The sequence below is a fragment of the Pseudomonas sp. DSV-1 genome, assembly GCF_035830915.1.
Classification (GTDB): Bacteria; Pseudomonadota; Gammaproteobacteria; order Pseudomonadales; family Pseudomonadaceae; genus Aquipseudomonas.
Map to the genome: position 1 here is coordinate 1,571,370 of NZ_JAYMYG010000001.1, position 24,102 is coordinate 1,595,471.

General features: G+C 58.3%; 19 protein-coding genes. 2 read left to right on the plus strand and 17 right to left on the minus strand.

Annotation, left to right across the window (positions count from 1 at the left end; all coding sequences use genetic code 11):
* Window positions 1–24: 24 nt before the first annotated feature.
* The 15 genes from nuoF to VSQ83_RS07565 all read right to left on the minus strand — a co-directional run bounded on the left by nuoF (window position 25) and on the right by VSQ83_RS07565 (window position 16,545).
* Window positions 25–1,380 (minus strand): NADH-quinone oxidoreductase subunit NuoF, encoded by a 1,356-nt coding sequence (nuoF, locus tag VSQ83_RS07495; protein WP_086796175.1) that lies wholly within the window; start codon window positions 1,378–1,380, stop codon window positions 25–27.
* Complete coding sequence (gene nuoE / locus VSQ83_RS07500; protein WP_016780198.1) at window positions 1,377–1,874, minus strand: NADH-quinone oxidoreductase subunit NuoE; 498 nt, start codon at window positions 1,872–1,874, stop codon at window positions 1,377–1,379. Before nuoE ends, nuoF begins: the two co-directional genes overlap by 4 nt.
* Before the next feature lie 2 nt (window positions 1,875–1,876).
* Window positions 1,877–3,661 (minus strand): NADH-quinone oxidoreductase subunit C/D, encoded by a 1,785-nt coding sequence (gene nuoC, locus VSQ83_RS07505; RefSeq protein ID WP_019828515.1) that lies wholly within the window; start codon window positions 3,659–3,661, stop codon window positions 1,877–1,879.
* A gap of 74 nt (window positions 3,662–3,735) precedes the next feature.
* Entirely contained in the window at window positions 3,736–4,410 is a 675-nt protein-coding gene (locus VSQ83_RS07510) for a NuoB/complex I 20 kDa subunit family protein (RefSeq protein ID WP_016780200.1), read from the minus strand.
* A 10-nt stretch (window positions 4,411–4,420) separates the two neighbouring features.
* Window positions 4,421–4,834, minus strand: coding sequence for an NADH-quinone oxidoreductase subunit A (locus VSQ83_RS07515; RefSeq protein ID WP_048358577.1), 414 nt, complete (start codon window positions 4,832–4,834; stop codon window positions 4,421–4,423).
* A 685-nt stretch (window positions 4,835–5,519) separates the two neighbouring features.
* The gene (gene aceA / locus VSQ83_RS07520) at window positions 5,520–6,845 is read right to left on the minus strand and encodes an isocitrate lyase (RefSeq protein WP_003446991.1); all 1,326 of its coding nucleotides are present in this window, start codon (window positions 6,843–6,845) and stop codon (window positions 5,520–5,522) included.
* Window positions 6,846–7,087: 242 nt separating this feature from the next.
* Window positions 7,088–7,825, minus strand: coding sequence for a secretin N-terminal domain-containing protein (locus VSQ83_RS07525; protein WP_133078162.1), 738 nt, complete (start codon window positions 7,823–7,825; stop codon window positions 7,088–7,090).
* A 124-nt stretch (window positions 7,826–7,949) separates the two neighbouring features.
* Window positions 7,950–8,372, minus strand: a complete 423-nt coding sequence (locus VSQ83_RS07530; protein WP_133078163.1) for a GNAT family N-acetyltransferase — start codon at window positions 8,370–8,372, stop codon at window positions 7,950–7,952.
* Entirely contained in the window at window positions 8,365–9,531 is a 1,167-nt protein-coding gene (locus VSQ83_RS07535) for a ribosomal protein uL16 3-hydroxylase (RefSeq protein ID WP_219261557.1), read from the minus strand. The genes VSQ83_RS07530 and VSQ83_RS07535 overlap by 8 nt, the downstream gene beginning before the upstream one ends.
* 83 nt (window positions 9,532–9,614) lie before the next feature.
* A complete protein-coding gene (purB, locus tag VSQ83_RS07540; RefSeq protein WP_133078165.1) occupies window positions 9,615–10,985 on the minus strand; it encodes an adenylosuccinate lyase in 1,371 nt (456 codons plus the stop codon).
* 127 nt (window positions 10,986–11,112) lie between these two features.
* Window positions 11,113–11,736, minus strand: coding sequence for a high frequency lysogenization protein HflD (gene hflD / locus VSQ83_RS07545; RefSeq protein WP_019828508.1), 624 nt, complete (start codon window positions 11,734–11,736; stop codon window positions 11,113–11,115).
* Window positions 11,733–12,866, minus strand: coding sequence for a tRNA 2-thiouridine(34) synthase MnmA (mnmA, locus tag VSQ83_RS07550; RefSeq protein ID WP_133078166.1), 1,134 nt, complete (start codon window positions 12,864–12,866; stop codon window positions 11,733–11,735). The genes hflD and mnmA overlap by 4 nt, the downstream gene beginning before the upstream one ends.
* A 59-nt stretch (window positions 12,867–12,925) precedes the next feature.
* Complete coding sequence (locus tag VSQ83_RS07555; protein WP_133078167.1) at window positions 12,926–13,372, minus strand: NUDIX hydrolase; 447 nt, start codon at window positions 13,370–13,372, stop codon at window positions 12,926–12,928.
* A 229-nt stretch (window positions 13,373–13,601) separates the two neighbouring features.
* Window positions 13,602–15,827 (minus strand): NADP-dependent isocitrate dehydrogenase, encoded by a 2,226-nt coding sequence (locus VSQ83_RS07560; RefSeq protein ID WP_219261555.1) that lies wholly within the window; start codon window positions 15,825–15,827, stop codon window positions 13,602–13,604.
* A 439-nt stretch (window positions 15,828–16,266) separates the two neighbouring features.
* Entirely contained in the window at window positions 16,267–16,545 is a 279-nt protein-coding gene (locus VSQ83_RS07565; RefSeq protein WP_133078181.1) for a cold shock domain-containing protein, read from the minus strand.
* A 228-nt stretch (window positions 16,546–16,773) separates the two neighbouring features.
* Between VSQ83_RS07565 and clpS the strand changes: the two genes are divergently transcribed.
* Both clpS and clpA read left to right on the plus strand, forming a co-directional pair.
* Window positions 16,774–17,136: an ATP-dependent Clp protease adapter ClpS gene (gene clpS, locus VSQ83_RS07570; protein WP_019828502.1), complete on the plus strand. Its 363-nt coding sequence runs from the start codon at window positions 16,774–16,776 to the stop codon at window positions 17,134–17,136.
* 29 nt (window positions 17,137–17,165) lie between these two features.
* Window positions 17,166–19,436 carry an ATP-dependent Clp protease ATP-binding subunit ClpA gene (gene clpA / locus VSQ83_RS07575; protein ID WP_019828501.1) on the plus strand — a complete coding sequence of 757 codons (2,271 nt, stop codon included), beginning with the start codon at window positions 17,166–17,168 and terminating at the stop codon, window positions 19,434–19,436.
* Between the two features lie 53 nt (window positions 19,437–19,489).
* On the opposite strand, the gene VSQ83_RS07580 is transcribed toward clpA, so the two are convergent.
* Together VSQ83_RS07580 and mgtA are read right to left on the minus strand one after the other, a co-directional pair.
* A complete protein-coding gene (locus tag VSQ83_RS07580) occupies window positions 19,490–21,118 on the minus strand; it encodes a Na/Pi cotransporter family protein (protein WP_326425903.1) in 1,629 nt (542 codons plus the stop codon).
* A gap of 95 nt (window positions 21,119–21,213) precedes the next feature.
* A complete protein-coding gene (gene mgtA, locus VSQ83_RS07585; RefSeq protein ID WP_326425905.1) occupies window positions 21,214–23,928 on the minus strand; it encodes a magnesium-translocating P-type ATPase in 2,715 nt (904 codons plus the stop codon).
* Window positions 23,929–24,102: the final 174 nt, after the last annotated feature.

Consider the following 24,102-nt stretch of genomic DNA (forward strand, 5'->3'; position numbering starts at 1 on the left):
CACGGACCGCTCTCCTACAGAGCGTTACGCGCCGATTACAATCGGGCGTGCCAGAGGCGGTACACCGGGTTTTGCTTGCGCAATGCCGGCTTCGAACTCTGGACGGAAATACTTGATCGCGCTGCCCAAAGGCTCCACGGCACCCGGTGCGTGAGCACAGAACGTCTTGCCAGGGCCGAGGAAGCCGACCAGACCCAGCAGGGTCTCGATATCGCCGGGCTGACCTTCGCCGTGTTCAATCGCCATCAGGAGCTTGACGCTCCACGGCAGACCATCACGGCAAGGGGTGCAGAAACCGCACGATTCGCGAGCGAAGAACTGTTCCATGTTGCGCAGCAGGGAGACCATGTTGACGCTGTCGTCGACGGCCATTGCCAGGCCAGTACCCATACGGGTGCCGACCTTGGCGATACCACCGGCGTACATTTGTGCGTCAAGGTGCTCCGGCAGCAGGAACCCGGTACCGGCGCCACCTGGCTGCCAGCACTTGAGCTTGAAGCCGTCGCGCATGCCGCCAGCGTAGTCTTCGAACAGTTCGCGAGCGGTCACGCCGAACGGCAGTTCCCACAGGCCAGGGTTCTTCACTTTGCCGGAGAAGCCCATCAGCTTGGTGCCGTGGTCTTCGCTGCCTTCGCGGGCGAGGGATTTGTACCAGTCAACGCCGTTGCCGATGATGGCCGGTACGTTGCACAGGGTTTCAACGTTGTTCACGCAGGTCGGCTTGCCCCATACGCCCACGGCAGCCGGGAACGGCGGCTTGGAGCGCGGGTTGGCGCGACGGCCTTCGAGGGAGTTGATCAGTGCGGTTTCTTCGCCGCAGATGTAACGCCCGGCGCCGGTGTGAACGAACAGTTCGAAGTCAAACCCCGAGCCCAGAATATTCTTGCCCAGCAGGCCTGCTGCCTTGGCTTCTTCGACAGCACGGCGCAGGTGCACTGCAGCCGTGGTGTATTCGCCACGCAGGAAGATATAGCCGCGGTAGGTTTTGAGCGCACGGGCACTGATCAGCATGCCTTCGATGAGCAGATGGGGCAGTTGCTCCATCAGCATGCGGTCTTTCCAGGTGTTGGGTTCCATTTCATCGGCGTTACACAACAGGTAACGGATGTTCATGGACTCATCTTTTGGCATCAGCCCCCACTTCACGCCCGTGGGGAAGCCCGCACCGCCGCGACCCTTGAGGCCAGCGTCTTTCACGGTCTGGACGATGTCGTCCTGGGCCATGTCAGCGAATGCCTTGCGCGCAGCGGCGTAACCGTCCTTGGCCTGGTATTCGTCGAGCCACACCGGCTCGCCGTCGTCACGCAGACGCCAGGTCAGGGGGTGGGTTTCTGCCGAACGCTTGATCAGGTTGGCAGGGCCGAAAGAAGTCAGGCTCATGGGTAGGCCTCCAGCAACGTGGCGACGCCAGCAGGCTGCACGTCACCGAATGTGTCGTCGTCGATCATCAACGCCGGCGCCTTGTCGCAGTTGCCCAGGCAGCACACCGGCAGCAGCGTGAAGCGGCCGTCCGCAGTGGTCTGGCCCAGGCCGATGCCCAGCTTGTTCTGGATTTCGCCAACCACGGATTCGTGGCCGCCGATGTAGCAGACCATGCTGTCGCACACGCGGATGATGTGACGGCCAACGGGCTGGCGGAAGATCTGGCTGTAGAACGTAGCCACACCTTCAACGTCGCTGGCAGGGATGCCCAGCAGTTCGCCGATGGCGTAAATCGCGCCGTCCGGCACCCAGCCGCGTTCCTTCTGAACGATCTTCAGGGCTTCGATCGACGCTGCGCGTGGATCTTCGTAGTGATGCATCTCGTGCTCGATGGCCGAGCGCTCGGTTTCGCTCAGGGCGAAACGGTCTGTCTGGATAAGCGTGCTGTTCATGCTTAGCGGTCCACGTCGGCCATAACGAAATCGATACTACCCAGGTACGCAATCAAGTCCGCGACCATTTCACCTTTGATCACCGAAGGGATCTGTTGCAGGTGCGGGAAGCTTGGAGTACGAATCCGGGTGCGGTAGCTCATGGTGCCGCCATCGCTCGTCAGGTAATAACTGTTGATGCCCTTGGTCGCTTCGATCATCTGGAAGGATTCGTTGGCCGGCATGACCGGGCCCCACGAAACTTGCAGGAAGTGCGTGATCAAGGTCTCGATGTGCTGCAGCGTGCGCTCTTTAGGCGGCGGCGTGGTCAGCGGGTGATCCGCCTTGTACGGGCCTGCCGGCATGTTGCGCATGCACTGCTCGATGATTTTCAGGCTCTGACGCATTTCTTCGACACGCACGATGCAACGATCGTAGGCATCGCCGTTGGCTGCCAGCGGGACTTCGAACTCGAAGTTCTCGTAGCCGGAATACGGGCGCGCTTTACGGATGTCGAAATCACAGCCGGTCGAACGCAAGCCAGCACCGGTGACGCCCCATTCCAGGGCCTCTTTGGTGTTGTAGGCGGCAACGCCGATGGTACGGCCACGCAGGATGCTGTTGTCCAGAGCGGCTTTCTGGTACTCGTCCAGGCGCTTTGGCATCCAGTCGATGAATTCCTGAACCAGCTTTTCCCAACCGCGGGGCAGGTCGTGTGCAACGCCGCCGATGCGGTACCAGGCCGGGTGCAGACGGAAACCGGTGATGGCTTCGATCACTTTGTAGGCGCGCTGACGGTCGGTGAAGGTGAAGAACACCGGGGTCATGGCGCCCACGTCCTGGATGTAAGTACCCAGGAACAGCAGGTGGCTGGTGATGCGGAAGAACTCGGCCATCATGATGCGGATGGTATCGACCCGATCCGGAACCTTGATGCCGGCCAGCTTCTCGACCGAGAGCACGTACGGCAGGTTGTTCATCACGCCGCCGAGGTAGTCGATACGGTCGGTGTACGGGATGAAGCTGTGCCAGGACTGGCGCTCTGCCATTTTCTCGGCACCACGGTGGTGGTAGCCGACGTCTGGCACGCAGTCGACGATCTCTTCACCGTCCAGCTGCAGGATGATACGGAAGGCACCGTGGGCCGAAGGGTGGTTCGGACCCAGGTTGAGGAACATGTAGTCCTCGTTTTCGCCCGAACGTTTCATGCCCCAGTCTTCTGGACGGAAGCGTGCGGCTTCTTCTTCCAGTTGCACCTTGGCCAGGGTCAGGCTGTACGGGTCGAACTCGGTGGCACGGGCCGGGAAGTCCTTGCGCAGCGGGTGACCTTCCCAGGTCGGCGGCATCATGATGCGCGACAGGTGAGGGTGGCCTTTGAAGTCGATGCCGAACATGTCCCAGACTTCGCGCTCGTACCAGTTGGCGTTCGGCCAGATACCGGTCACGGTCGGTACGCTGAGGTCGCTCTCGGACAAGGCGACCTTGATCATTACGTCACTATTACGTTCAAGCGACATCAGGTGATAGAAGACGGTGAAGTCCGCACCCGATGGCAGGCCCTGACGCTTGGTACGCAGACGTTCGTCTACACCGTGCAGGTCATAGAGCATGACGTAAGGTTTTGGCAGGTTGCGCAGGAAGGTCAGGACTTCAACCAGTTTTGCGCGGGTAACCCAAAGCACCGGCATGCCGGTGCGCGTGGCCTGGGCGGTGAACGCCTCAGGGCCAAAGCGGGTATTGAGTTCGACAACCACATCTTGGTCGTCAGCCTTGTAAGGCGGGATGTACAGAGCGGAGCCTGTAGTCATGGTTTTTTTATCGCTTTCGGTCAACGTAAAGAATGAAGCCAGGGTTTCGTTCTATTGATAGAAACGGTGCTGGATCAGACTTCGTCGGGGCTGCGCAGGTTGGTTACCTGAATACGCTGTTCACGGCGCTGTTCCTTTTGGGACGGCATCTCGGCGCGGTAAACGCCTTGCTCGCCGACAACCCAGGAAAGTGGGCGACGCTCCTGGCCAATCGACTCTTGCAAGAGCATCAAGCCTTGCAGAAAAGCCTCAGGGCGGGGTGGGCAGCCTGGCACGTAAACGTCCACGGGCAGGAACTTGTCGACCCCTTGAACCACGGAGTAGATGTCGTACATGCCACCGGAGTTGGCGCAAGAACCCATGGAAATAACCCACTTAGGCTCAAGCATTTGCTCATAGAGACGCTGAATGATCGGCGCCATCTTGATGAAGCAGGTACCGGCAATAACCATGAAATCCGCCTGACGCGGCGATGCCCGGATAACTTCGGCGCCAAAGCGTGCGATGTCGTGGGGCGCCGTGAAGGCGGTAGTCATTTCCACGTAGCAGCAGGACAGGCCGAAGTTGTACGGCCACAGGGAGTTTTTACGCCCCCAGTTGACCGTGCCGTTCAGCACGTCTTCCAGCTTGCCCATGAAGATGTTTTTGTGGACTTGATCTTCTAACGGATCGGCAACGGTTTCCCGTGTGCCGATCGGGTATTGCTCGTTAGGAGCATCCGGGTCGATCCTGGTGAGTTCGTATTGCATTGCCAAAGCCTCATTGTTTCAGCTTGGCCTGCCGCTTACGACGAGCTTCCGGTGCCCAATCAAGAGCACCCACCCGAAATAGGTAGACAAGGCCTGCCAACAGAATTGCTATGAAAACGAGAGCTTCGACGAATCCGGTCCAGCCGCTTTCGCGAACAGACACAGACCATGCAAAGAGATAGAGGGCTTCGATATCGAAGATCACGAACAGCATCGCGACCAGATAGAATTTGGCTGAGAGCCGCAAGCGGGCGCCACCGGTGGGTAGCATGCCGGACTCGAACGGTTCGTTTTTGCTGCGACCCCAGGCTTTTGACCCGAGGAGGCTGGAGACACCGAGCATGAAGGCGCAGAGGCCGACAACGCCGAGAAGGAAAATGGCAAAGCCCCAGTTGTGGGCTATGAGTCCTGTCGCTTCGGGCATGCTGGAAATCCTTAACAGAGAGCAAAGGTCTCTGAGCTTAAAAAGGTAATAAAGCAGTGACGTTATGTCGCAGTGCTATTGATTGCCGGGATTTTATGGCTAAACACCCAGCAAGTAAATTTTCTAAGATGAATTAATTCAGTCCTTTAGTGGTATGGCCTTCCTGGAATGTGCTGTAAGCCTTGTGGCACGGGCATTACAGCGAGTTTTGTTGATTATGTTTTACAGCGCCGGTAATCAACAACAGCAACTCTAAATGATAATCAATATTGTTTAAGTGCGGCGCGGTGCTTTGTACCGGTTGAAGTTGGCTTATATAAGCGCACTTCGCAAGTTTTGAACTTGGCTTTTTAACCCGGTTTCTGTTTTCGGTTATGGATCTGGGTCAGGGTTTTGTCGGATGGGCCTGATTCCTGATTCCTGATTCCTGATTCCTGATTCTTCTGATCCAACTCACCTTTCTGATCCCGTAGTCGCTGCCGAGGAACGAAGGCTGCGAGCTGTTTATATGCCGCCATGAAAATCAAAAGCTCGCAGCCTTCGTTCCTCGGCAGCGACTACGTTTGGTATTTGGTGGTGGTAATGGGAGTTCGCAGGCAAAAAAACGCCCCGAGCCAGTCGGGGCGTCATGTGCGAGGCATTGCGTTTTTGCTTTACGAGCCGGGCAATGGCCGTGGTTCCACTATCAGTGGAACTGTTCTTCTTCAGTCGAACCGGTCAGGGCAGTGACCGAAGACGACCCACCCTGGATCACGGTGGTCATGTCGTCGAAGTAGCCGGTGCCCACTTCCTGCTGGTGAGCCACAAAGGTGTAACCCTTGGCGGCGTCAGCGAATTCCTGCTCTTGCAGTTTTACGTAGGCAGTCATGTCGTTGCGGGCGTAGTCGTGCGCCAGGTTGAACATGCTGTGCCACATGTTGTGGATGCCCGCCAGGGTGATGAACTGGTGCTTGTAGCCCATTGCCGACAGTTCGCGCTGGAACTTGGCGATGGTCGCGTCGTCCAGGTTTTTCTTCCAGTTGAAGGAAGGCGAGCAGTTGTACGACAGCAGTTGGTCCGGGTATTCCTTTTTGATCGCTTCGGCAAAGCGACGGGCTTCGTCCAGGTCAGGCTTTGCAGTTTCGCACCAGATCAGGTCGGCATAAGGCGCATACGCCAGGCCGCGAGCGATGGCTTGATCCAGGCCGGCGCGTACTTTGTAGAAGCCTTCCTTGGTGCGTTCACCGGTTACGAACGGCTGATCGTACGGGTCGCAATCAGAGGTCAGCAGGTCGGCGGCGTTGGCGTCGGTGCGGGCCAGAATGATCGTCGGTGTGCCTGCAACGTCGGCGGCCAGACGAGCAGCGGTCAGCTTTTGCACAGCTTCCTGGGTCGGTACCAGTACCTTGCCGCCCATGTGCCCGCATTTTTTAACCGAGGCCAGCTGATCTTCGAAGTGAACGCCTGCGGCGCCTGCCTCGATCATGCTTTTCATCAGTTCGTAAGCGTTGAGAACACCGCCGAAACCGGCTTCAGCGTCTGCCACGATCGGTGCGAAGTAGTCGATATAGCCCTGGTCGCCCGGGTTTTTACCGGCTTTCCACTGGATCTGGTCGGCGCGGCGGAACGAGTTGTTGATGCGCTTGACCACGGTTGGAACGGAGTCCACCGGGTACAGCGACTGATCCGGGTACATGGATTCGGCAGAGTTGTTGTCTGCCGCCACTTGCCAACCCGACAGGTAAATAGCCTGGATACCGGCTTTAACCTGTTGAACCGCTTGGCCCCCGGTCAGGGCGCCCATGCAGTTGACGAAATCTTTCTCAGGACGGAAGGACGGGTGTGCGCCCTGTGTCACCAGTTTCCACAGCTTGTCGGCACCCATTTTTGCAAAGGTGTGCTCGGGTTGAACCGAGCCGCGCAGGCGGACCACGTCAGCAGCGGAGTAATCGCGAGTCACGCCTTTCCAGCGTGGGTTTTCGGCCCAGTCTTTTTCAAGGGCTGCAATTTGCTGTTCGCGTGTCAGTGCCATGGAGATAAACCTCGTCGCATAGGTCTGGGTTGAAAAATGGTTGCTCCACCAGGCACACAACAATGTTGTTTGAAGTGAGTGCGTGAATGGCTGCTCGCTATGGGCGGTACTGGCCCCAGGGCCTTTGCAGGGCCTCTGATCAGCGGGAGCGGGGCCATCATGCCCTTGCATTTTTGAGGCGTCAAATGTTTTGTAGTGCTTTTTTAATAACACTACATAATTGCGGAAAAACGACTCGTCAGTCAGTTTTGGCCCTTTTGGTCGAGTGCGTCGACTTTCACTCGTACAGTCATGTCATCCCGACTTTGAGTAGAGTAGGTGCGGGTTGTGGGCGATTGGCGGGATAAATTGCGGCCGCTGATGCCGGCCAGGGTTATCCATTGGCCCAGGGGGCCGCTGACTTCTGTGTCGGTACTTTGTGTTTCCACTACATCAGAACGCTCCTGGCTCATTCGGTCACGATTTGTACGGATGGACAGATGTACGGTATTTCCCGTGACGTTGGCGGTGACGTAAAACCCGCGGGTTACATCGCGGTAATCGGTCTGGCTCAGCATGCGGCCATAGGCATCGGTCTGGCTGCTGGTCAGTGGCACGGTGCTGCCCGTCTGGATCAGGGCGGGTACGCCTTCTGTGGCTTGAATCTGTTGGGTGCCACCTTCCCGGCTGGCGGTGCTGTAGACCCGGGCATTGCTGTCGGGCGGGCTGTTATCGCTGGTATCAACACTGATCAGCAAGCGCCGGGCCGGCTTGTCGAGCTTGGCCAGCAGCTCCTGCAGGCTCTGGATTCTCGCTGCCGGGGCGTCGACGATCAGTTGATTGCCGTAGGCGCTTACTTTTCCGGTGATGCCGATATAGTCCCGGGCTATCGGCAGCAGGCTGGCGCTGGTGCGGTTTTGCAGGGTAATGACCTGGGTTTCGGCGATCGCGCTGGCGCTGACTATCAGCAGCAGACTGGCGATAAAAGGGCGTAGTGGCATCTGTGTTTTCTCCGCGGTGCTCGAGAGGGCGATGGGAAGAGTGTGGCAGATAGCAAAACGCCCTGCGATCCGGGGATGGCAGGGCGTTTTGGGGTTGCCTGGTTCTTGTGGGAGGGCGTGATGATCAGCTCCCGCGCACCATATCAACGTGGGGAATCCCTGCTTCCAGGAATTCGTCGCTGACAATCTTGAAGCCCAGGCGCTCATAGAACGGCGTGGCATGCACTTGTGCGCTGAGCATTTGCTGCTTGAGGCCGCGTTTTTCAGCTTCCTCGATCGTGGCTTGCATCAACGCGTCGCCGACTTTCAGGCCGCGCCAGTCCTTGAGGACTGACACGCGGCCGATATGGCCGTCCGGCAGCAGCCGGGCGGTGCCAATCGGAAAGTCGCCTTCATAGGCCAGAAAATGCACTGCATCGGCATCGTCTGCATCCCACTCCAGTTCTGGAGGTACAGATTGTTCGGCAATAAACACCGCCTCACGAATGCGTCGAAGTTCGGCGTTGTCCTTTTGCCAGTCGGCGACACGTACGTGAATGCTATTCATCAGCGAACCCCAGGCTTCCTTGTTTAACCAGCTCACAGAGCAGGTTGCGTCCATCTTCATCGGCCAGCCATGTGCCGAGGTTGTCACTGTGCAGCGCATCGGCGGCACAAATCATTTTCAGCAGCTCGCGCAGCTTGCCCGGCAGCAGGCGGCTCTGGCCGCTGGCGAACAGCAGCAGGTCCTCATCGACTTCGGACCAGGCCAGGCGGGCGCTCGGGTTGCGGATCAGGATCGCGCCCTGTTCCAGGCTGCCCAGCAGGTCTTCTTCTTCGAGTTCAGGGCCGACCACGAGTTCCGGATAACGTGGCTCGGTCATGAACTGGCCGAACCAGGTCAGCAGCATGCGCTCGTCGCTCATGTGCTCGGTCAGCAGGCTCTTGAGGCGGCCCAAGGCGTCGTGCTGGATCTGGTGCGGGTCGCTGGCCGGCTGCGCGTCGGCGTCGGTGTAGCGGTCTTCGTCCGGCAGGTACTGGCTGAGGAAGTCGGTGAAGTGGGTCAGCACTTCAGCGGCGCTCGGCGCGCGGAAGCCCACCGAGTAGGTCAGGCAGTCGTCCACGGCGACGCCGCAGTGGGCCAGGCGCGGCGGCAGGTAGAGCATGTCGCCGGGCTCCAGGGTCCACTCGTCGGTGGCCTGGAAGTCGGCCAGGATGCGCAGGTCGGCGTGCTCCAGCAGCTTGCTCTCGGAGTCGCACATCTGGCCGATCTGCCAGTGACGCTGGCCGTGGCCTTGCAGCAGGAACACATCGTAGTTGTCAAAGTGCGGGCCCACGCTGCCACCTGGGGCGGCGTAGCTGATCATGACGTCGTCGATGCGCCAGCTAGGCAGGAAACGGAAGTTTTCCAGCAGCTCGTTGACTTCAGGTACGAACTGGTCGACCGCTTGCACCAGCAGGGTCCATTCGCGCTCAGGCAGTTTGCCGAATTCGTCTTCAGCGAACGGGCCGCGGCGCAATTCCCATGGGCGCTCGCCGTGTTCGATGATCAGGCGCGATTCGACTTCTTCTTCAAGGGCCAGACCGGCCAGTTCGTCGGCGTCGATCGGGCTTTCGAAGTCAGGAATGGCCTGACGGACCAGCAGCGGTTTTTTCTGCCAGTAGTCGCGCATGAACTCGCGTGCAGTGATGCCGCCCAGAAGTTGAAGAGGAATATCAGGATTCATGTGTAACCTATTGAAAAAATGCACTTTGTAATCGGGAATAAAAACGCCCGGCACGGCCGGGCGTTAATAGGTCGTTGCAGCGATCAGATGCGCTTGGCTTGCTCGACCGCGTTGCCAATGTAGTTGGCAGGGGTCAGCAGTTTCAGCTCGGCTTTGGCCGCTTCCGGCATTTCAAGGCCGTCAATGAAAGTTTGCAGTGCTTCAGGGCTGATGCCCTTGCCGCGGGTCAGCTCTTTGAGCTTCTCGTACGGGTTTTCGATGTTGTAGCGGCGCATTACGGTCTGGATCGGCTCAGCCAGGACTTCCCAGCAAGCGTCCAGGTCAGCAGCGATTTTCTGAGCGTTAAGCTCAAGCTTGCTGATGCCTTTGAGGCTGGCTTCGTACGCGATCACGCTATGGGCAAAGCCCACGCCGAGGTTGCGTAGTACGGTGGAGTCGGTCAGGTCACGCTGCCAGCGGGAAATTGGCAACTTGCTGGCCAAATGCTGGAACAGGGCGTTGGCGATACCCAGGTTGCCTTCGGAGTTTTCGAAGTCGATCGGGTTGACCTTGTGTGGCATGGTCGAGGAACCGATTTCGCCGGCAATGGTGCGCTGCTTGAAGTAGCCCAGGGAGATGTAGCCCCAGATATCGCGATCGAAGTCGATCAGGATGGTGTTGAAGCGGGCGATTGCATCGAACAGCTCGGCGATGTAGTCGTGCGGTTCGATCTGGGTGGTGTACGGGTTGAAGCCCAGGCCCAGTTCGTCTTCGATAAAGGCGCGGGCGTTTTCTTCCCAGTCGATCTGCGGGTAAGCCGACAGGTGGGCGTTGTAGTTACCTACGGCGCCGTTGATTTTGCCCAGCAGCGGTACGGCTGCAACCTGAGCGATCTGACGCTCCAGGCGGTAAACCACGTTGGCCAGTTCTTTGCCCAGGGTGGTCGGCGAAGCCGGTTGACCGTGGGTGCGCGACAGCATGGGCACGTCAGCGAACTTGATGGCCAGTTCGCGGATGGCCTGGGCGGTTTGACGCATCAGCGGCAGCATCACGTCATCACGGCCTTCGCGCAGCATCAGGGCGTGGGACAGGTTGTTGATGTCCTCGCTGGTGCAGGCAAAGTGGATGAACTCACTGACGTTGGCCAGTTCAGGCAGCTTGGCAGCCTGTTCCTTGAGCAGGTACTCAATGGCTTTGACGTCGTGGTTGGTGGTGCGCTCGATCTCTTTGGCGCGCTCGGCGTGTTCCAGGGAGAAGTTTTCGGCCAGTTCATTCAGAACGGCGTTGGCTTGCTCGGAAAAAGCCGGGACTTCAGGGATGGCAGCGTGAGCAGCCAGGCGCTGGAGCCAGCGAACTTCAACCAGGACGCGAGCACGGATCAAGCCGTATTCGCTGAAAATTGGGCGCAGGGCCTGGGTTTTGCCGGCGTAGCGGCCGTCAACAGGGGAAACCGCAGTGAGCGAAGAAAGCTTCATGGGGTGTTCTCGGACAGTCGGGCAACGAAATGGGGCGCGTATCATACATGAAAAAACGGCCGGTCCGTTGCCAAGTGACCGGCGTCATACGCGTATCGATTTTCAAACCTGTGCCAGCTGGCGTGCTTCAGTTGCCGCGCAGCATCGGATAAAGCTCTTTGAGCAGCTTGCGGCGGCTGATGACCAGCTGCCAGCGGTGGCCACCCAATTGACGCCAAAGCCGCGCTGAGCGGATACCGGCCAGCAGCAGGGCGCGAATTTTTGATGCGTTGTTCGGTTGTTGCAGGTTGCGCATGTCGCCGTGTACCTGGATTCGCTGACGCAAAGTGCTCAGGGTGTCCTGGTACAGCGCGCCACAGGCGGCCACCACGTTTTCGTGGGCCGGGCCGAAGTGCTCGACCTGGGACTGGATCTGCGGCAGGCGTTTGCCGATCAGTTCCAGCATGTCATTGCGCTTGGCCAGTTGGCGTTCAAGGCCCAGCATCGACAACGCGTAGCGCAGGGGTTCGCGCTGCAGGGTGTTGGGGTCGCGCTCAAGGGCGCCAATCAGGGCTCGATAGCCTTCTCGCAGGTTGATGTCGTCACCGCCAAACACTTCAAGCGTGTCCTTGGGGTCGCGCACCAGCAGGCTGCCGAGCATGCAGCTCAGGTCGGCCTCGCTGACCTGTCCGGTCTTGGCGATCTTGTCCACCAGCACGGCGGCCAAAAACACGCCCCCCAGGGCTACCAGTTGCTCCTGAGTGGCGTTCATGTCCGGTTGCCCTTGCTGGACCATGGCTCGGCCACTTCGATCACACCGCCGCCCAGGCAGACTTCGCCGTCATAAAACACCACGGACTGGCCGGGAGTGACCGCCCGTTGCGGGTCGTCGAAGGTCGCGCGATATCCCGTAGCGGTTTTTTCCAGGGTGCAGGGTTGATCGCTTTGGCGATAGCGAACCTTGGCTGTCAGGCGCAGCGGGGTGCTCAGGTCGATCGGGTTGACCCAGTAGATTTCGGAGGCGAGCAGGGCGCCGGAGAACAGCCACGGGTGATCATTGCCTTGGCCAACGATCAGTTCGTTGTGTTCCAGGTCCTTGATCAGCACGTACCACGGCTCGTCGCTGGCGTCTTTAAGGCCGCCAATGCCCAGGCCCTGGCGCTGGCCGATGGTGTGATACATCAGGCCGTGGTGGCGGCCGATCACTTCACCTTCGGTATTTTTGATCTCGCCAGGCTGCGCCGGCAGGTATTGCTTGAGGAAGTCGCTGAAGCGGCGCTCGCCGATAAAGCAGATCCCGGTGGAGTCTTTTTTCTTCGCGGTGGCCAGATCGTGCTTTTCAGCGATCCTGCGCACTTCGGGTTTTTCCAGTTCGCCGACCGGAAACAGGGTCTTGGCGATTTGCTCGCCGCCAACGGCGTGCAGGAAGTAGCTTTGGTCCTTATTAGGGTCCAGGCCCTTGAGCAGTTCGGTGCGGCCATCGATGTCGCGACGGCGCACGTAATGGCCGGTGGCGATCAAGTCGGCACCGAGCATTACGGCGTAGTCGAGGAACGCCTTGAACTTGATTTCGCGGTTGCACAGGATGTCCGGGTTCGGCGTGCGACCGGCCTTGTATTCGGCCAGGAAGTGCTCAAACACGTTGTCCCAGTACTCGGCAGCAAAATTGGCGGTGTGCAGCTTGATGCCAATTTTGTCGCACACGGCCTGGGCGTCTGCCAGATCATCCATGGCGGTGCAGTAATCAGTTCCGTCGTCTTCCTCCCAGTTCTTCATGAACAGGCCTTCCACCTGGTAGCCCTGCTCCATGAGCAGAACGGCGGAAACGGAAGAATCGACACCGCCGGACATGCCGACGATGACGCGCTGCTTTTCGGGGGCGACTAGGGCTGGATCACGCATAAGGTTTCAATGAGTGTCTTGAAAAAGGACGCGATTCTAGCAGGCCCGAGCGCTCAAGGCTAAACCGAAGGGCGGATTAACGTCAGGTCGAACAGTTTACCGTCCAGATAATCGTCGATGCACTGCAGGGTAAGCTCGCTGCGCCAGCGTTCACGCTGGGCTATCAGCTCGTCGCGGGTCAGCCACAGCGGACCGATAATGCCCGTGTCCAGTTGGTATTCGGGGTGGTGCTTGATGGCCTTGCCGGCAAAGCAGATACGCTGGTAGGTCACGCCATTGCTGGGGGCGGTATACAGGTAAATGCCGATCACGCCGGTCAGTTCGACGTCGTAACCGGTTTCTTCGAGGGTTTCGCGGATGGCGGCCTCGATCAGGCTTTCGTTCGGGTCCAGATGCCCGGCCGGTTGGTTGAGCACGGCGAGGTCGCGCTTGAGCTCTTCAACCATCAGGAAGCGGCCATTGTCTTCGACGACAGTGGCGACGGTGATGTGGGGTTTCCATTCCATATTGTTCACTCCTTGGGGGTGAGATGTTGTAGTCGCTGCCGAAGGCTGCGTTCGGTTGCGAAGAAATCGTTATGCCGTGTAAAGAGTTTGACCGAGAGATCGCATGCGTTGATTTTACGCCGGCTTCGCCGTCGATCGCAGCCTTCGGCAGCGACTACAGGGTTGCGAGCACCGTAAAAACACAAACCCCGGCGTCGTGGGCCGGGGTCTGTGGTGTTGCCTGTTGCTCTTACACCAGTGAGGCGATGATCGCGTTCAGCGTGGCGCTAGGGCGCATTACTTTGCTGACCTTGTCGGCATCGGCGTGGTAGTAGCCACCGATATCGACAGGCTTGCCCTGCACGGCGTTGAGTTCGGCAACGATTTTTGCCTCGTTCTCGGCCATGGCTTTTGCTACTGGAGCAAACTGGGCTTGCAACTCTTTGTCTTCAGTCTGGGCAGCCAGGGCCTGAGCCCAGTACAGCGCCAGGTAGAAGTGGCTACCGCGGTTGTCGATGTTGCCGACTTTGCGCGATGGCGATTTGTTGTTGTCGAGGAACTGGCCGGTAGCCTGGTCCAGGGTCTTGGCCAACACCAACGCTTTCGGGTTGTTGTAGGTCGTGCCCAGGTGCTCCAAGGAGGCAGCCAGTGCCAGGAATTCACCCAGCGAGTCCCAGCGCAGGAAGTTTTCTTCCAGCAGCTGTTGAACGTGCTTGGGGGCCGAACCGCCTGCGCCGGTTTCGAACAGACCGCCGCCATTCATCAGCGGAACGATCGACAGCATCTTGGCGCTGGTGCCCAGTTCCATGATCGGGAACAGGTCGGTCAGGTAGTCACGCAGAACGTTGCCGGTTACCGAGATGGTGTCCAGACCCTTGCGGGTGCGCTCCAGGGTGAACTTCATGGCGTCTACCGGGGCCATGATGCGGATGTCCAGGCCGCTGGTGTCGTGATCCTTCAGGTAGGTTTCTACCTTTTTGATCATTTCAGCGTCGTGGCTACGCTTTGGATCAAGCCAGAACACGGCCGGGGTGTTGCTGGCGCGGGCGCGGTTGACGGCCAGTTTGACCCAGTCGCGGATCGGCGCGTCTTTGGCCTGGCACATGCGCCAGATATCGCCTTCTTCGACGTTCTGTTCCATCAGCACGTTGCCGTTGCTGTCAGTTACCCGTACAACGCCCGGGGTCTTGATCTGGAAGGTCTTGTCGTGGGAACCGTATTCTTCGGCTTTTTGCGCCATCAGGCCAACGTTTGGCACGCTGCCCATGGTGGTCGGATCGAAGGCGCCGTGTTGCTTGCAGTCTTCGATGGTCGCCTGGTAGATGGTGGCGTAGCAGCGATCCGGGATCACGGCCTTGGTGTCTTGCAACTGGCCTTCGGTGTTCCACATTTTGCCGGAATCACGAATCATGGCCGGCATCGAGGCGTCGACGATAACGTCGCTCGGCACGTGCAGGTTGGTGATGCCTTTGTCGGAGTTGACCATGGCCAGCGCAGGGCGGTTGGCGTACACGGCTTCGATGTCGGCTTCGATTTCAGCTTGCTTCTCGGCTGGCAGCGCCTTGATGCGGGCGTACAGGTCGCCGATACCGTTGTTCAGGTTGAAACCGATTTCTTTCAGGACGTCGGCGTGTTTTTCCAGCGCATCCTTGTAGAACTCAGCCACGATCTGACCAAACATGATCGGGTCGGAGACCTTCATCATGGTGGCTTTCAAGTGAACCGAGAACAGTACGCCCTGTTTCTTGGCGTCTTCGATTTCGGCCGCTACGAACTGGCGCAGGGCTTTTTTGCTCATGACGGAGCAGTCGATGATCTCACCGGCCTGGACGGCGGTTTTTTCTTTCAGGACGGTGGTGGTGCCGTCTTGAGCGATCAGTTCGATTTTAACGCTGCCCGGTGCTTCGATCAGGGCGGCTTTTTCGCTGGCGTAGAAGTCGCCTTCGCTCATGTGAGCGACGTGGGACTTGGAGTCTTTCGCCCAGGCGCCCATTTTGTGCGGGTGCTTGCGAGCGTAGTTCTTGACCGACAGCGGTGCGCGGCGGTCAGAGTTGCCTTCGCGCAGAACCGGGTTTACGGCGCTGCCCATGACTTTGCTGTAACGCGCTTTGACTTCTTTGTCAGCGTCAGTGGTCACGGTTTCCGGGTAATCCGGGATATCAAAGCCCTGCGCTTGCAGTTCCTTGATCGCGGCCTGCAATTGCGGGACCGAGGCGCTGATGTTAGGCAGCTTGATGATGTTGGCTTCAGGAGTAACGGCCAGGGCGCCCAGTTCGGCGAGGTGGTCTGCTACAGCCTTGTCACCCAATTGCTCGGGGAAGCTTGAGAGGATGCGGCCTGCCAGAGAGATGTCGCGCGTTTCAACGGCGATATCGGCGCTGGCGGTAAACGCCTCGATGATAGGCAGCAGTGAATAGGTGGCGAGCGCCGGAGCTTCGTCGGTGAAGGTGTAGATGATCTTCGAACGGTTGGGCATTTCGGATTAACTCTCTTCTTTGCTGAGCGTGCTCAGATACTCGAGATGCGCAGGGTAGGCGCTTTCGTTCACAGTGAACAATGAGCCGAAAGTCGAGGTTCTTCGCGGTGATTGAATGCATCAGTAGAGCGTCAAGCGGTCGAGCCGGGGTAACGGCTCAGCCTTTCTAGGCCTGAAAGACTCATTCCAGTAGGTGTTTCACTGTGACTCCGTGGTCACCGGCGCAGTATACATAGGTCACTAAGGTTGCTGCGAGGGGGGCGGCCTATCACGAATCATCAATTGGTCTAAGTCCCTGCGTCAAAATGCCCTTATTGTTGGTGCTTTAGCCCGTGTTTGCGGGTTTTTTCGGCAATCTTCACCTTTCTCCCAGATGGAGCAGGCATAAAAAAACCGGCCGGTTCAATGATTGAATCGGCCGGTTTTCTTTTGCAGTGGGTCAGACCGAGAGGCTCGTCACCTCTTGCACAGTCGCCTGTGCGCTGGCTGGAACTTGAACGTTGGTGATAGCAACAGCATGCAGGCCCTTGGGGCCCTGGGTTATTTCGAAACTCACAGGCTGGCCAGCCTTGAGGGTCTTGTAACCATCCATCTGGATTGCTGAAAAATGTGCAAAAAAGTCGATTGGGTTTCCGTGTTCATCGATGCCTTCCTTGGCCTGCGTATTAATAAAGCCAAAGCCTTTCGCGTTGTTGAACCACTTGACCTTGCCTTGCATACTCATATCCCTCTGCTGCAAACAACTCCATCACTGGAGTATCATCCAGTTCACTCGCACAGAAACCAGTAATTATGGTTGACTGTGCGGACCATTTTTCCCACTGTGGGCACTAATGGTTGTAACACCGTTTTACCGATAGTCAAGGTCACGCGGCGGCGCGGTTGAAATTTGAGACGTGTGCCTCCATCACTGTATCTGTACAACCTACGACGAACCTTTTTTTCCATGCATGCAATCAGCCAGACTCGACTAACATTCAATCAGGATCATCCGGATTTTGATGACGAAGATTCCGCTGGCTTGGCTGTGCAAGAGGCTAAGCCTGCGCTTCAGGCGCCGCCGATGTACAAGGTGGTTTTGTTTAATGATGACTACACTCCCATGGATTTTGTTGTCGAAATCCTTGAGGCGTTTTTTAACTTGAATCGCGAATTGGCGACCAAGGTCATGCTGGCCGTCCATACAGAAGGACGGGCTGTGTGCGGCATCTATACCCGCGACATTGCCGAGACCAAGGCGGCGCAGGTAAACCAGTACGCACGCGAAAGCCAGCATCCGCTACTCTGTGAAATCGAGAAGGACGGTTAACGCCGACCACTTGGGTATGAGGTGAAGCCATGTTAAATCGCGAGCTCGAAGTCACCCTCAATCTTGCCTTCAAGGAAGCCCGCTCCAAACGTCATGAGTTCATGACGGTTGAGCATCTCCTTTTAGCGCTTTTGGATAATGAGGCGGCCGCAACCGTTCTACGCGCCTGTGGCGCAAACCTCGACAAACTCAAGCATGACCTGCAAGAGTTTATTGACTCCACGACACCCCTTATCCCTGTCCACGACGAAGACCGCGAAACGCAGCCAACCCTTGGTTTTCAGCGTGTCTTGCAGCGTGCCGTATTCCACGTGCAGAGTTCCGGCAAGCGTGAAGTAACGGGCGCCAATGTACTGGTTGCCATCTTCAGCGAGCAGGAAAGCCAGGCTGTGTTTCTGCTCAAGCAGCAGAGCGTGGCGCGCATTGATGTGGTCAACTTTATTGCCCACGGCATTTCCAAGGTGCCGGGGCATGGCGACCACACTGACAGCGATCATGAGATGCAGGATGAAGAGGGTGGCGAGTCGTCGTCTTCAAGCAATCCTCTGGATGCCTACGCCAGCAATCTGAACGAGCTGGCCCGCCAGGGTCGCATCGATCCGCTGGTTGGGCGCGAAATGGAAGTTGAGCGCGTTGCTCAGATCCTGGCCCGTCGTCGCAAAAACAACCCGTTGCTGGTCGGTGAGGCAGGTGTGGGTAAAACCGCGATTGCCGAAGGTCTGGCCAAGCGCATCGTCGACAATCAAGTGCCTGACCTGCTGGCTAACAGCATCGTCTACTCCCTTGATCTGGGCGCGTTGCTGGCGGGTACCAAATACCGCGGTGATTTCGAGAAGCGCTTCAAGGCGTTGCTCGGCGAGCTGAAAAAGCGTCCACAAGCGATTCTGTTTATCGACGAAATTCACACCATTATCGGTGCTGGCGCGGCTTCTGGCGGGGTGATGGATGCCTCCAACCTGCTCAAGCCCTTGTTGTCTTCGGGCGACATTCGTTGCATCGGCTCCACTACGTTCCAGGAATTTCGCGGAATTTTCGAGAAAGACCGTGCCTTGGCGCGACGTTTCCAGAAAGTCGATGTGTCCGAACCTTCGGTTGAAGACACCATTGGCATTCTGCGCGGGCTTAAAGGTCGTTTCGAGCAGCATCACGGTATCGAATACAGCGATGAGGCCCTGCGTGCAGCGGCTGAGCTGGCTTCGCGCTATATCAATGACCGTCATATGCCGGACAAGGCCATCGATGTGATCGACGAGGCTGGCGCCTACCAGCGCCTGCAGCCGGTCGAGAGCCGGGTCAAGCGCATTGAAGTGGCGCAGGTGGAAGATATCGTGGCGAAAATCGCCCGTATTCCGCCAAAACATGTCTCTGTCTCTGACAAGGAACTGTTGCGCAACCTAGAGCGCGACCTGCGTCTGACCGTATTCGGCCAGGATGCGGCAATCGATTCGTTGTCCACGGCGATCAAGTTGTCCCGTGCCGGGCTCAAGTCGCCAGACAAGCCTGTGGGTTCGTTCCTGTTCGCAGGGCCGACCGGTGTCGGTAAAACCGAGGCCGCGCGCCAGTTGGCCAAGGCGTTGGGGATCGAGCTGATCCGTTTCGACATGTCCGAGTACATGGAGCGTCACACCGTATCGCGTCTGATTGGTGCGCCTCCGGGCTATGTCGGTTTCGATCAGGGCGGTTTACTGACTGAAGCCATCACCAAGCAGCCTCACTGCGTGTTGCTGCTCGACGAAATCGAGAAGGCCCACCCTGAAGTCTTTAACCTGCTGTTGCAGGTCATGGATCACGGCACGCTGACCGATAACAACGGGCGCAAGGCTGACTTTCGCAATGTGATCGTCATCATGACCACCAACGCGGGGGCTGAAACGGCTTCTCGGGCTTCGATCGGGTTTACTCATCAGGATCATGCTTCCGATGCGATGGAAGCGATCAAGAAGAGCTTCACCCCCGAGTTCCGTAACCGCCTGGACACCATCATCCAGTTTGGTCGCCTCAGCCACGAGGTTATCAAGCACGTGGTGGACAAGTTCCTTACCGAACTGCAAGCCCAGCTGGAAGACAAGCATGTGCAGCTTGAAGTGTCGGATGCGGCTCGCGGCTGGTTGGCGGCGGGTGGCTATGATGCTCTGATGGGTGCACGCCCAATGGCGCGTTTGATCCAGGACAAGATCAAGCGTCCGTTGGCCGAGGAGATTCTCTTTGGGGAGCTGGCCGACCATGGCGGTGTAGTACACATCGACCTGGAGAATGGCGAGTTGACCTTCGAGTATGAAACCTCAGTTGAAATGGCTTGATGTGACATCGCAGTAAAAAAAGGCGCCTTCGGGCGCCTTTTTGCTGTCTGCAATCAGGTGGTCGGGCTCAGCGCGGTGTTGCGCTCCAGTACCGGGTAGCCCAGGGCGGCAATATGGTGATGAACGCGACGGTAGTCGCGCAGCACGCGCTGGAAGATGTCTCCGGATTCTGCCCATGCCGTCTTGTCATTCTGCAGCTTGCGAAAGTGTTCGCGGCTGGCTCTTGCTTCCAGCTTGCGCATGGTCTCCTTGTGGCTGATCAGTGCATCTGCAGCGGCTACGTCTTCGCGCAAAAAAGCGGTAATGGCCAGGTTCAGGCTGTCCAGCAGGGCCAGGTGCATGGCCTGGATGTGAATCAGCTCGAACGAAGAGAAGCGTTCACCCCGGCGAGTCCTGCGAATAGCCAACTGCGCCAGGTTGTTGAGGATGTCACCGGCATGTTCCAGATTGATCACGAACATCAGGACTTCCTGGGCGCGGTCGGCATCGGCATCGCTCAGGCCATCCTGGCCGATGTCGGCAAGATAAGCGCGGATCGCCGCACTTAGCAGATCGATGGAGTGATCCAGCTGGCGCACGTTGTCCATCGTGCGCTGATCGATTTTTTCGAACAGCTGCAAGACCTGGTTAAGCATCAGGGATGTCATGTCCGCCAGACGCAAGGCTTCACGCACACTGTTGGACAGTCCGATATTGGCCACTTCCAGCCCGGCTTCGTCCAGATACTGCGGCATGCCCGGGTCTGCTGGCGGTTCTTGTTGTGGAAACAGGCGGGTAAGCAGGCGAGCGCAAGGTTCGGTCAGGCCGATAAACACCACTGCCAGCACCAGGCTGAACGCGGTATGCAGGTAAACAACCCAGTGCGCGAGATCGATATCGGTGCCAGCCAGCCAGGTGGCTATCAGCGGCAGGCATGGCAGCAGGGCCAGGGTGCCCAGCAGGCGGATCAGCAGGTTGCCCACCGGCAGGCGTCGCGCGACTGGCGAACTGGCGCTCATCACTGACGGCAAGGCGCCGCCGATATTGGCGCCGAGCATCAGGGCGATGGCGGTGACCGGAGTCATCATGCCTGCGCCCGCCAGCGAAGCGATAAGCAGCACGACCGCGACACTGGAGTGGCAGATCCAGGTCAGCAGCACGGCGGCGAGCACTGCAATGATCACATCACCTTCCAGGCTTTGCATCACGGCGCGAAACACCGAGGTTTCTTCCATGTGGCCCAGACTGGCGCTGAGCAAGCCCAGGGCCAGCAGCATCAGGCCCAGACCAATCAATGCGCAGCCAACGCTTTCATGGCGCGAATCATCGCGCAGGCGAAAGATGATAAAGCCCACCAGCAAAATGACAGGCATCGCCAGCGAGGTATCGAAGCTCAGCAGCTGCACCACCAGGGTTGAGCCGATGTTGGCCCCCAGCATCACTGCCAGGGCTGGCGCCAGGCTCAAGGTGCCTGCGGCGGTAAACGAGGTTGCCATCAGGCTGACTGCCGTACTGCTTTGCAGTACGCCGGTGATACCCATTCCGGAAATCAGCGCCATCCAGCGGTTATTCAGGTTGCGCCCCATCCAGTTGCGCAGTTGGGTGCCAAAACCGCGCAGCAGGGCTGTAGAAATCATGTGGGTGCCCCATAGCAAAAGTGCGATGGCGCCCGCGAGGTTGAGCAACAGAGTGGTTCCCGACATGAGGAATCTCCACAGTACAAATAGTCATGTTTTACGAGGTCGTAATACGAAGGCACGGGCTGGCGCAGTGTTGCGCCAGCCCATGGCGGTTCAAGTCAGTACCACTGCTTGAAACGACGGATGTAGATGGTTTTCATCAGTTGCGCGACGCAGCAATAGCTGAACAGGGTGGCAACCAGCCAAGGGAAGTAGGAGAGCGGCAGCGGCTCCAGGCCAACCATGGTGCCCAGCGGCGAGAACGGCACGTAGATCCCGAGCACTATCACAATGATGGTCATCATGGTGACAGGCCATGCGGCAGTGCTCTGGAAGAACGGGATCTTGCGGGTACGCAGCATGTGGACCACCAGGGTTTGCGACAGCAACCCCTCGATAAACCAGCCGGACTGGAACAGGGTCTGCATTTCCACGCTGTTGGCCGAGAACACGTACCACATCAGGGCGAACGTGGTGATGTCGAAGATCGACGAAGTTGGCCCGATCCAGATCATGAAGCGCCCGATGTTCCTGGCGTCCCACTTGCGTGGTTTTTGCAGGTACTCCTTGTCCATCTTGTCCCACGGCAAGGCCAGTTGGGAGATGTCGTACATCAGGTTTTGCAGCAGCAGGTGGATCGACAGCATCGGCAGAAAAGGGATGAAGGCGCTGGCCACCAGAACCGAGAACACGTTGCCGAAGTTGGAGCTGGCAGTCATGTTCAGGTACTTCATGATATTGCCGAAGGTCTCACGTCCTTTGAGCACGCCTTCTTCGAGTACCATCAGGCTCTTTTCCAGGAGGATGATGTCAGCCGACTCTTTGGCGATGTCCGTGCCGCTGTCCACCGAGATGCCAACATCGGCGTCGCGCAGGGCTGGGGCGTCATTGATGCCGTCGCCAAGGAAGCCCACGGTGTGGCCGTTGGCTTGCAGGGCTTTGAGCACTCGGGACTTTTGCAGTGGGGTGAGCTTGGCGAACACCGTTCGCTGTTCGACCTCCAGTTGGAGTGCGGCGTCGTCCATCGTCTCTATCTGCGGGCCCAGCAGCGGTGTGCCGGGTTCCAGGCCCACCTGACGGCAGATCTTGCTGGTGACAACCGCGTTGTCGCCGGTCAGTACCTTGACCGCTACACCGATATCTTGCAGGGCGGCAATTGCCGGGCCCGCCGTCTCTTTTGGTGGATCGAGAAAGGTCAGCAAGCCGCGGATCACCAGATCCCGTTCGTCAGCAGTGTTGTATTGCTTTTGCGCCTGGGCCTCGGGGATTTCGCGGGTGGCTATCAGCAGTACGCGGAAGCCATCCTCATTGTACTCGGTGGCCAGTGCCAGCAATTGCTCGCGGCGTGTGGCATCCAGTGCAACGCGGGTGTCGCCTTCCATGACATGGGTGGCGATGCCGAGCATTTCTTCGACGGCGCCCTTGCACACCAGCAGGTGGTCGCCTCGGGTGTCCTTGACGATGATCGACAGGCGCCGACGCACGAAGTCAAAAGGCAGCTCATCGACTTTGCTGTAGTTGAGCGGCGCATTGAACTTGGGATCCTGCCGTGAAAACTGCACCACGGCCTGATCCATCAGGTTGCGAATGCCGCTTTGGTGATGGCTGTTGAGCCAGGCCAGAGCCAGTACCGACTCATCGCGTTGGCCGCTTGGATCAACGTGATGCTCAAGGATGATGTGGTCCTGGGTCAGGGTGCCGGTCTTGTCGGTGCACAGCACGTCCATCGAGCCCAGGTTCTGGATTGCATTCAGGCGCTTGACCACCACTTTGCGCTTGGCCATGGCGGTCGCACCCTTGGCCAGGTTGGCGCTGACAATCATTGGCAGCATTTCCGGAGTCAGGCCAACCGCCACTGCCAGGGCAAACAGGAAGGCATCGCCCCAATCGCCCTTTGAGAACCCATTGAGAAAAAACACGATGGGCACCATGACCAGCATGAAGCGGATCAGCAGCCAGCTGACGCTGTTGACCCCGCGGTCGAACGCGGTTTGGGTGCGAGAGCCGACGATTGCTTTGGCCAGCGAGCCGAAGTAGGTGCGCGGACCGGTGGCCACCACTACGGCCCGGGCGGTGCCGCTGACCACGTTGGTGCCCATGAAGCAAATGTTGGGCAAGTCCAGCAGATTGCTCTGGTCGGCCGCGGTGCTGGAGGCGGACTTTTGTGTCACATCCCCCAGGGTGTCGTATTTCTCCACGGGCAAGGCTTCGCCGGTGAGCACGGCCTGGCTGATAAACAGGTCACGGGACTCGATCAGGCGGATGTCCGCCGGGATCATGTCGCCCGCTGACAGTTGCACGATATCCCCGGCGACCAATTCGCGCATCGGCACCTCATGGACAGAGGTTTTGCCGCAGGCTGTGTCCCGCCGAACGACGGTGGCGGTGGTGCGGACCATGGCCTTGAGGGCTTCGGCGCTCTTGGCAGAGCGGTGTTCCTGCCAGAAACGCAGCAGGCTGCTGAGGCCGACCATCAAGCCAATGATGATGACTTTGGTCAGGTCGCCTTCTTCGCCATCGCGCTCCGGCAGCCAGTAGTCGGTGACAAAGCTGATAACGCCCAGGGTCAGCAGTACATAGATGAAGGGGTTGTGCAGGGCCAGCAGAAATTGCACCAGGGCGTGAGGTGGCTTGTCGTGAGCCACCTCGTTGTAGCCATCGCTTTGCAGGCGTTCGGCGGCGTCCTGCTCGGTCAAGCCTGCGGTGGTGGCGCGTACATTGGCCAGGGTGGCCGAGAGACCGTTCTGGGCTTCCCGAGCGGCACGCATGGACAGTTTGTTATTGTCGCTGGCGTTGTTCTTGTCCCGAACTTCAGTGTTTTTTACAGCGCTCATGATGAGTACTCCTGTCGCCAACTCTTGACCGGGCATATGTTGATTTACCTTTTAAGAGGCGAGCCAATATATGCCGAGTCGCAAACTTCGCAATCGGTTTGGTTGAAGTGTTAAGTGCGCTTTATATTCCCGCTGCGGCGAGGTAATTAATATTCGCGCAGCGGGTAACTACTG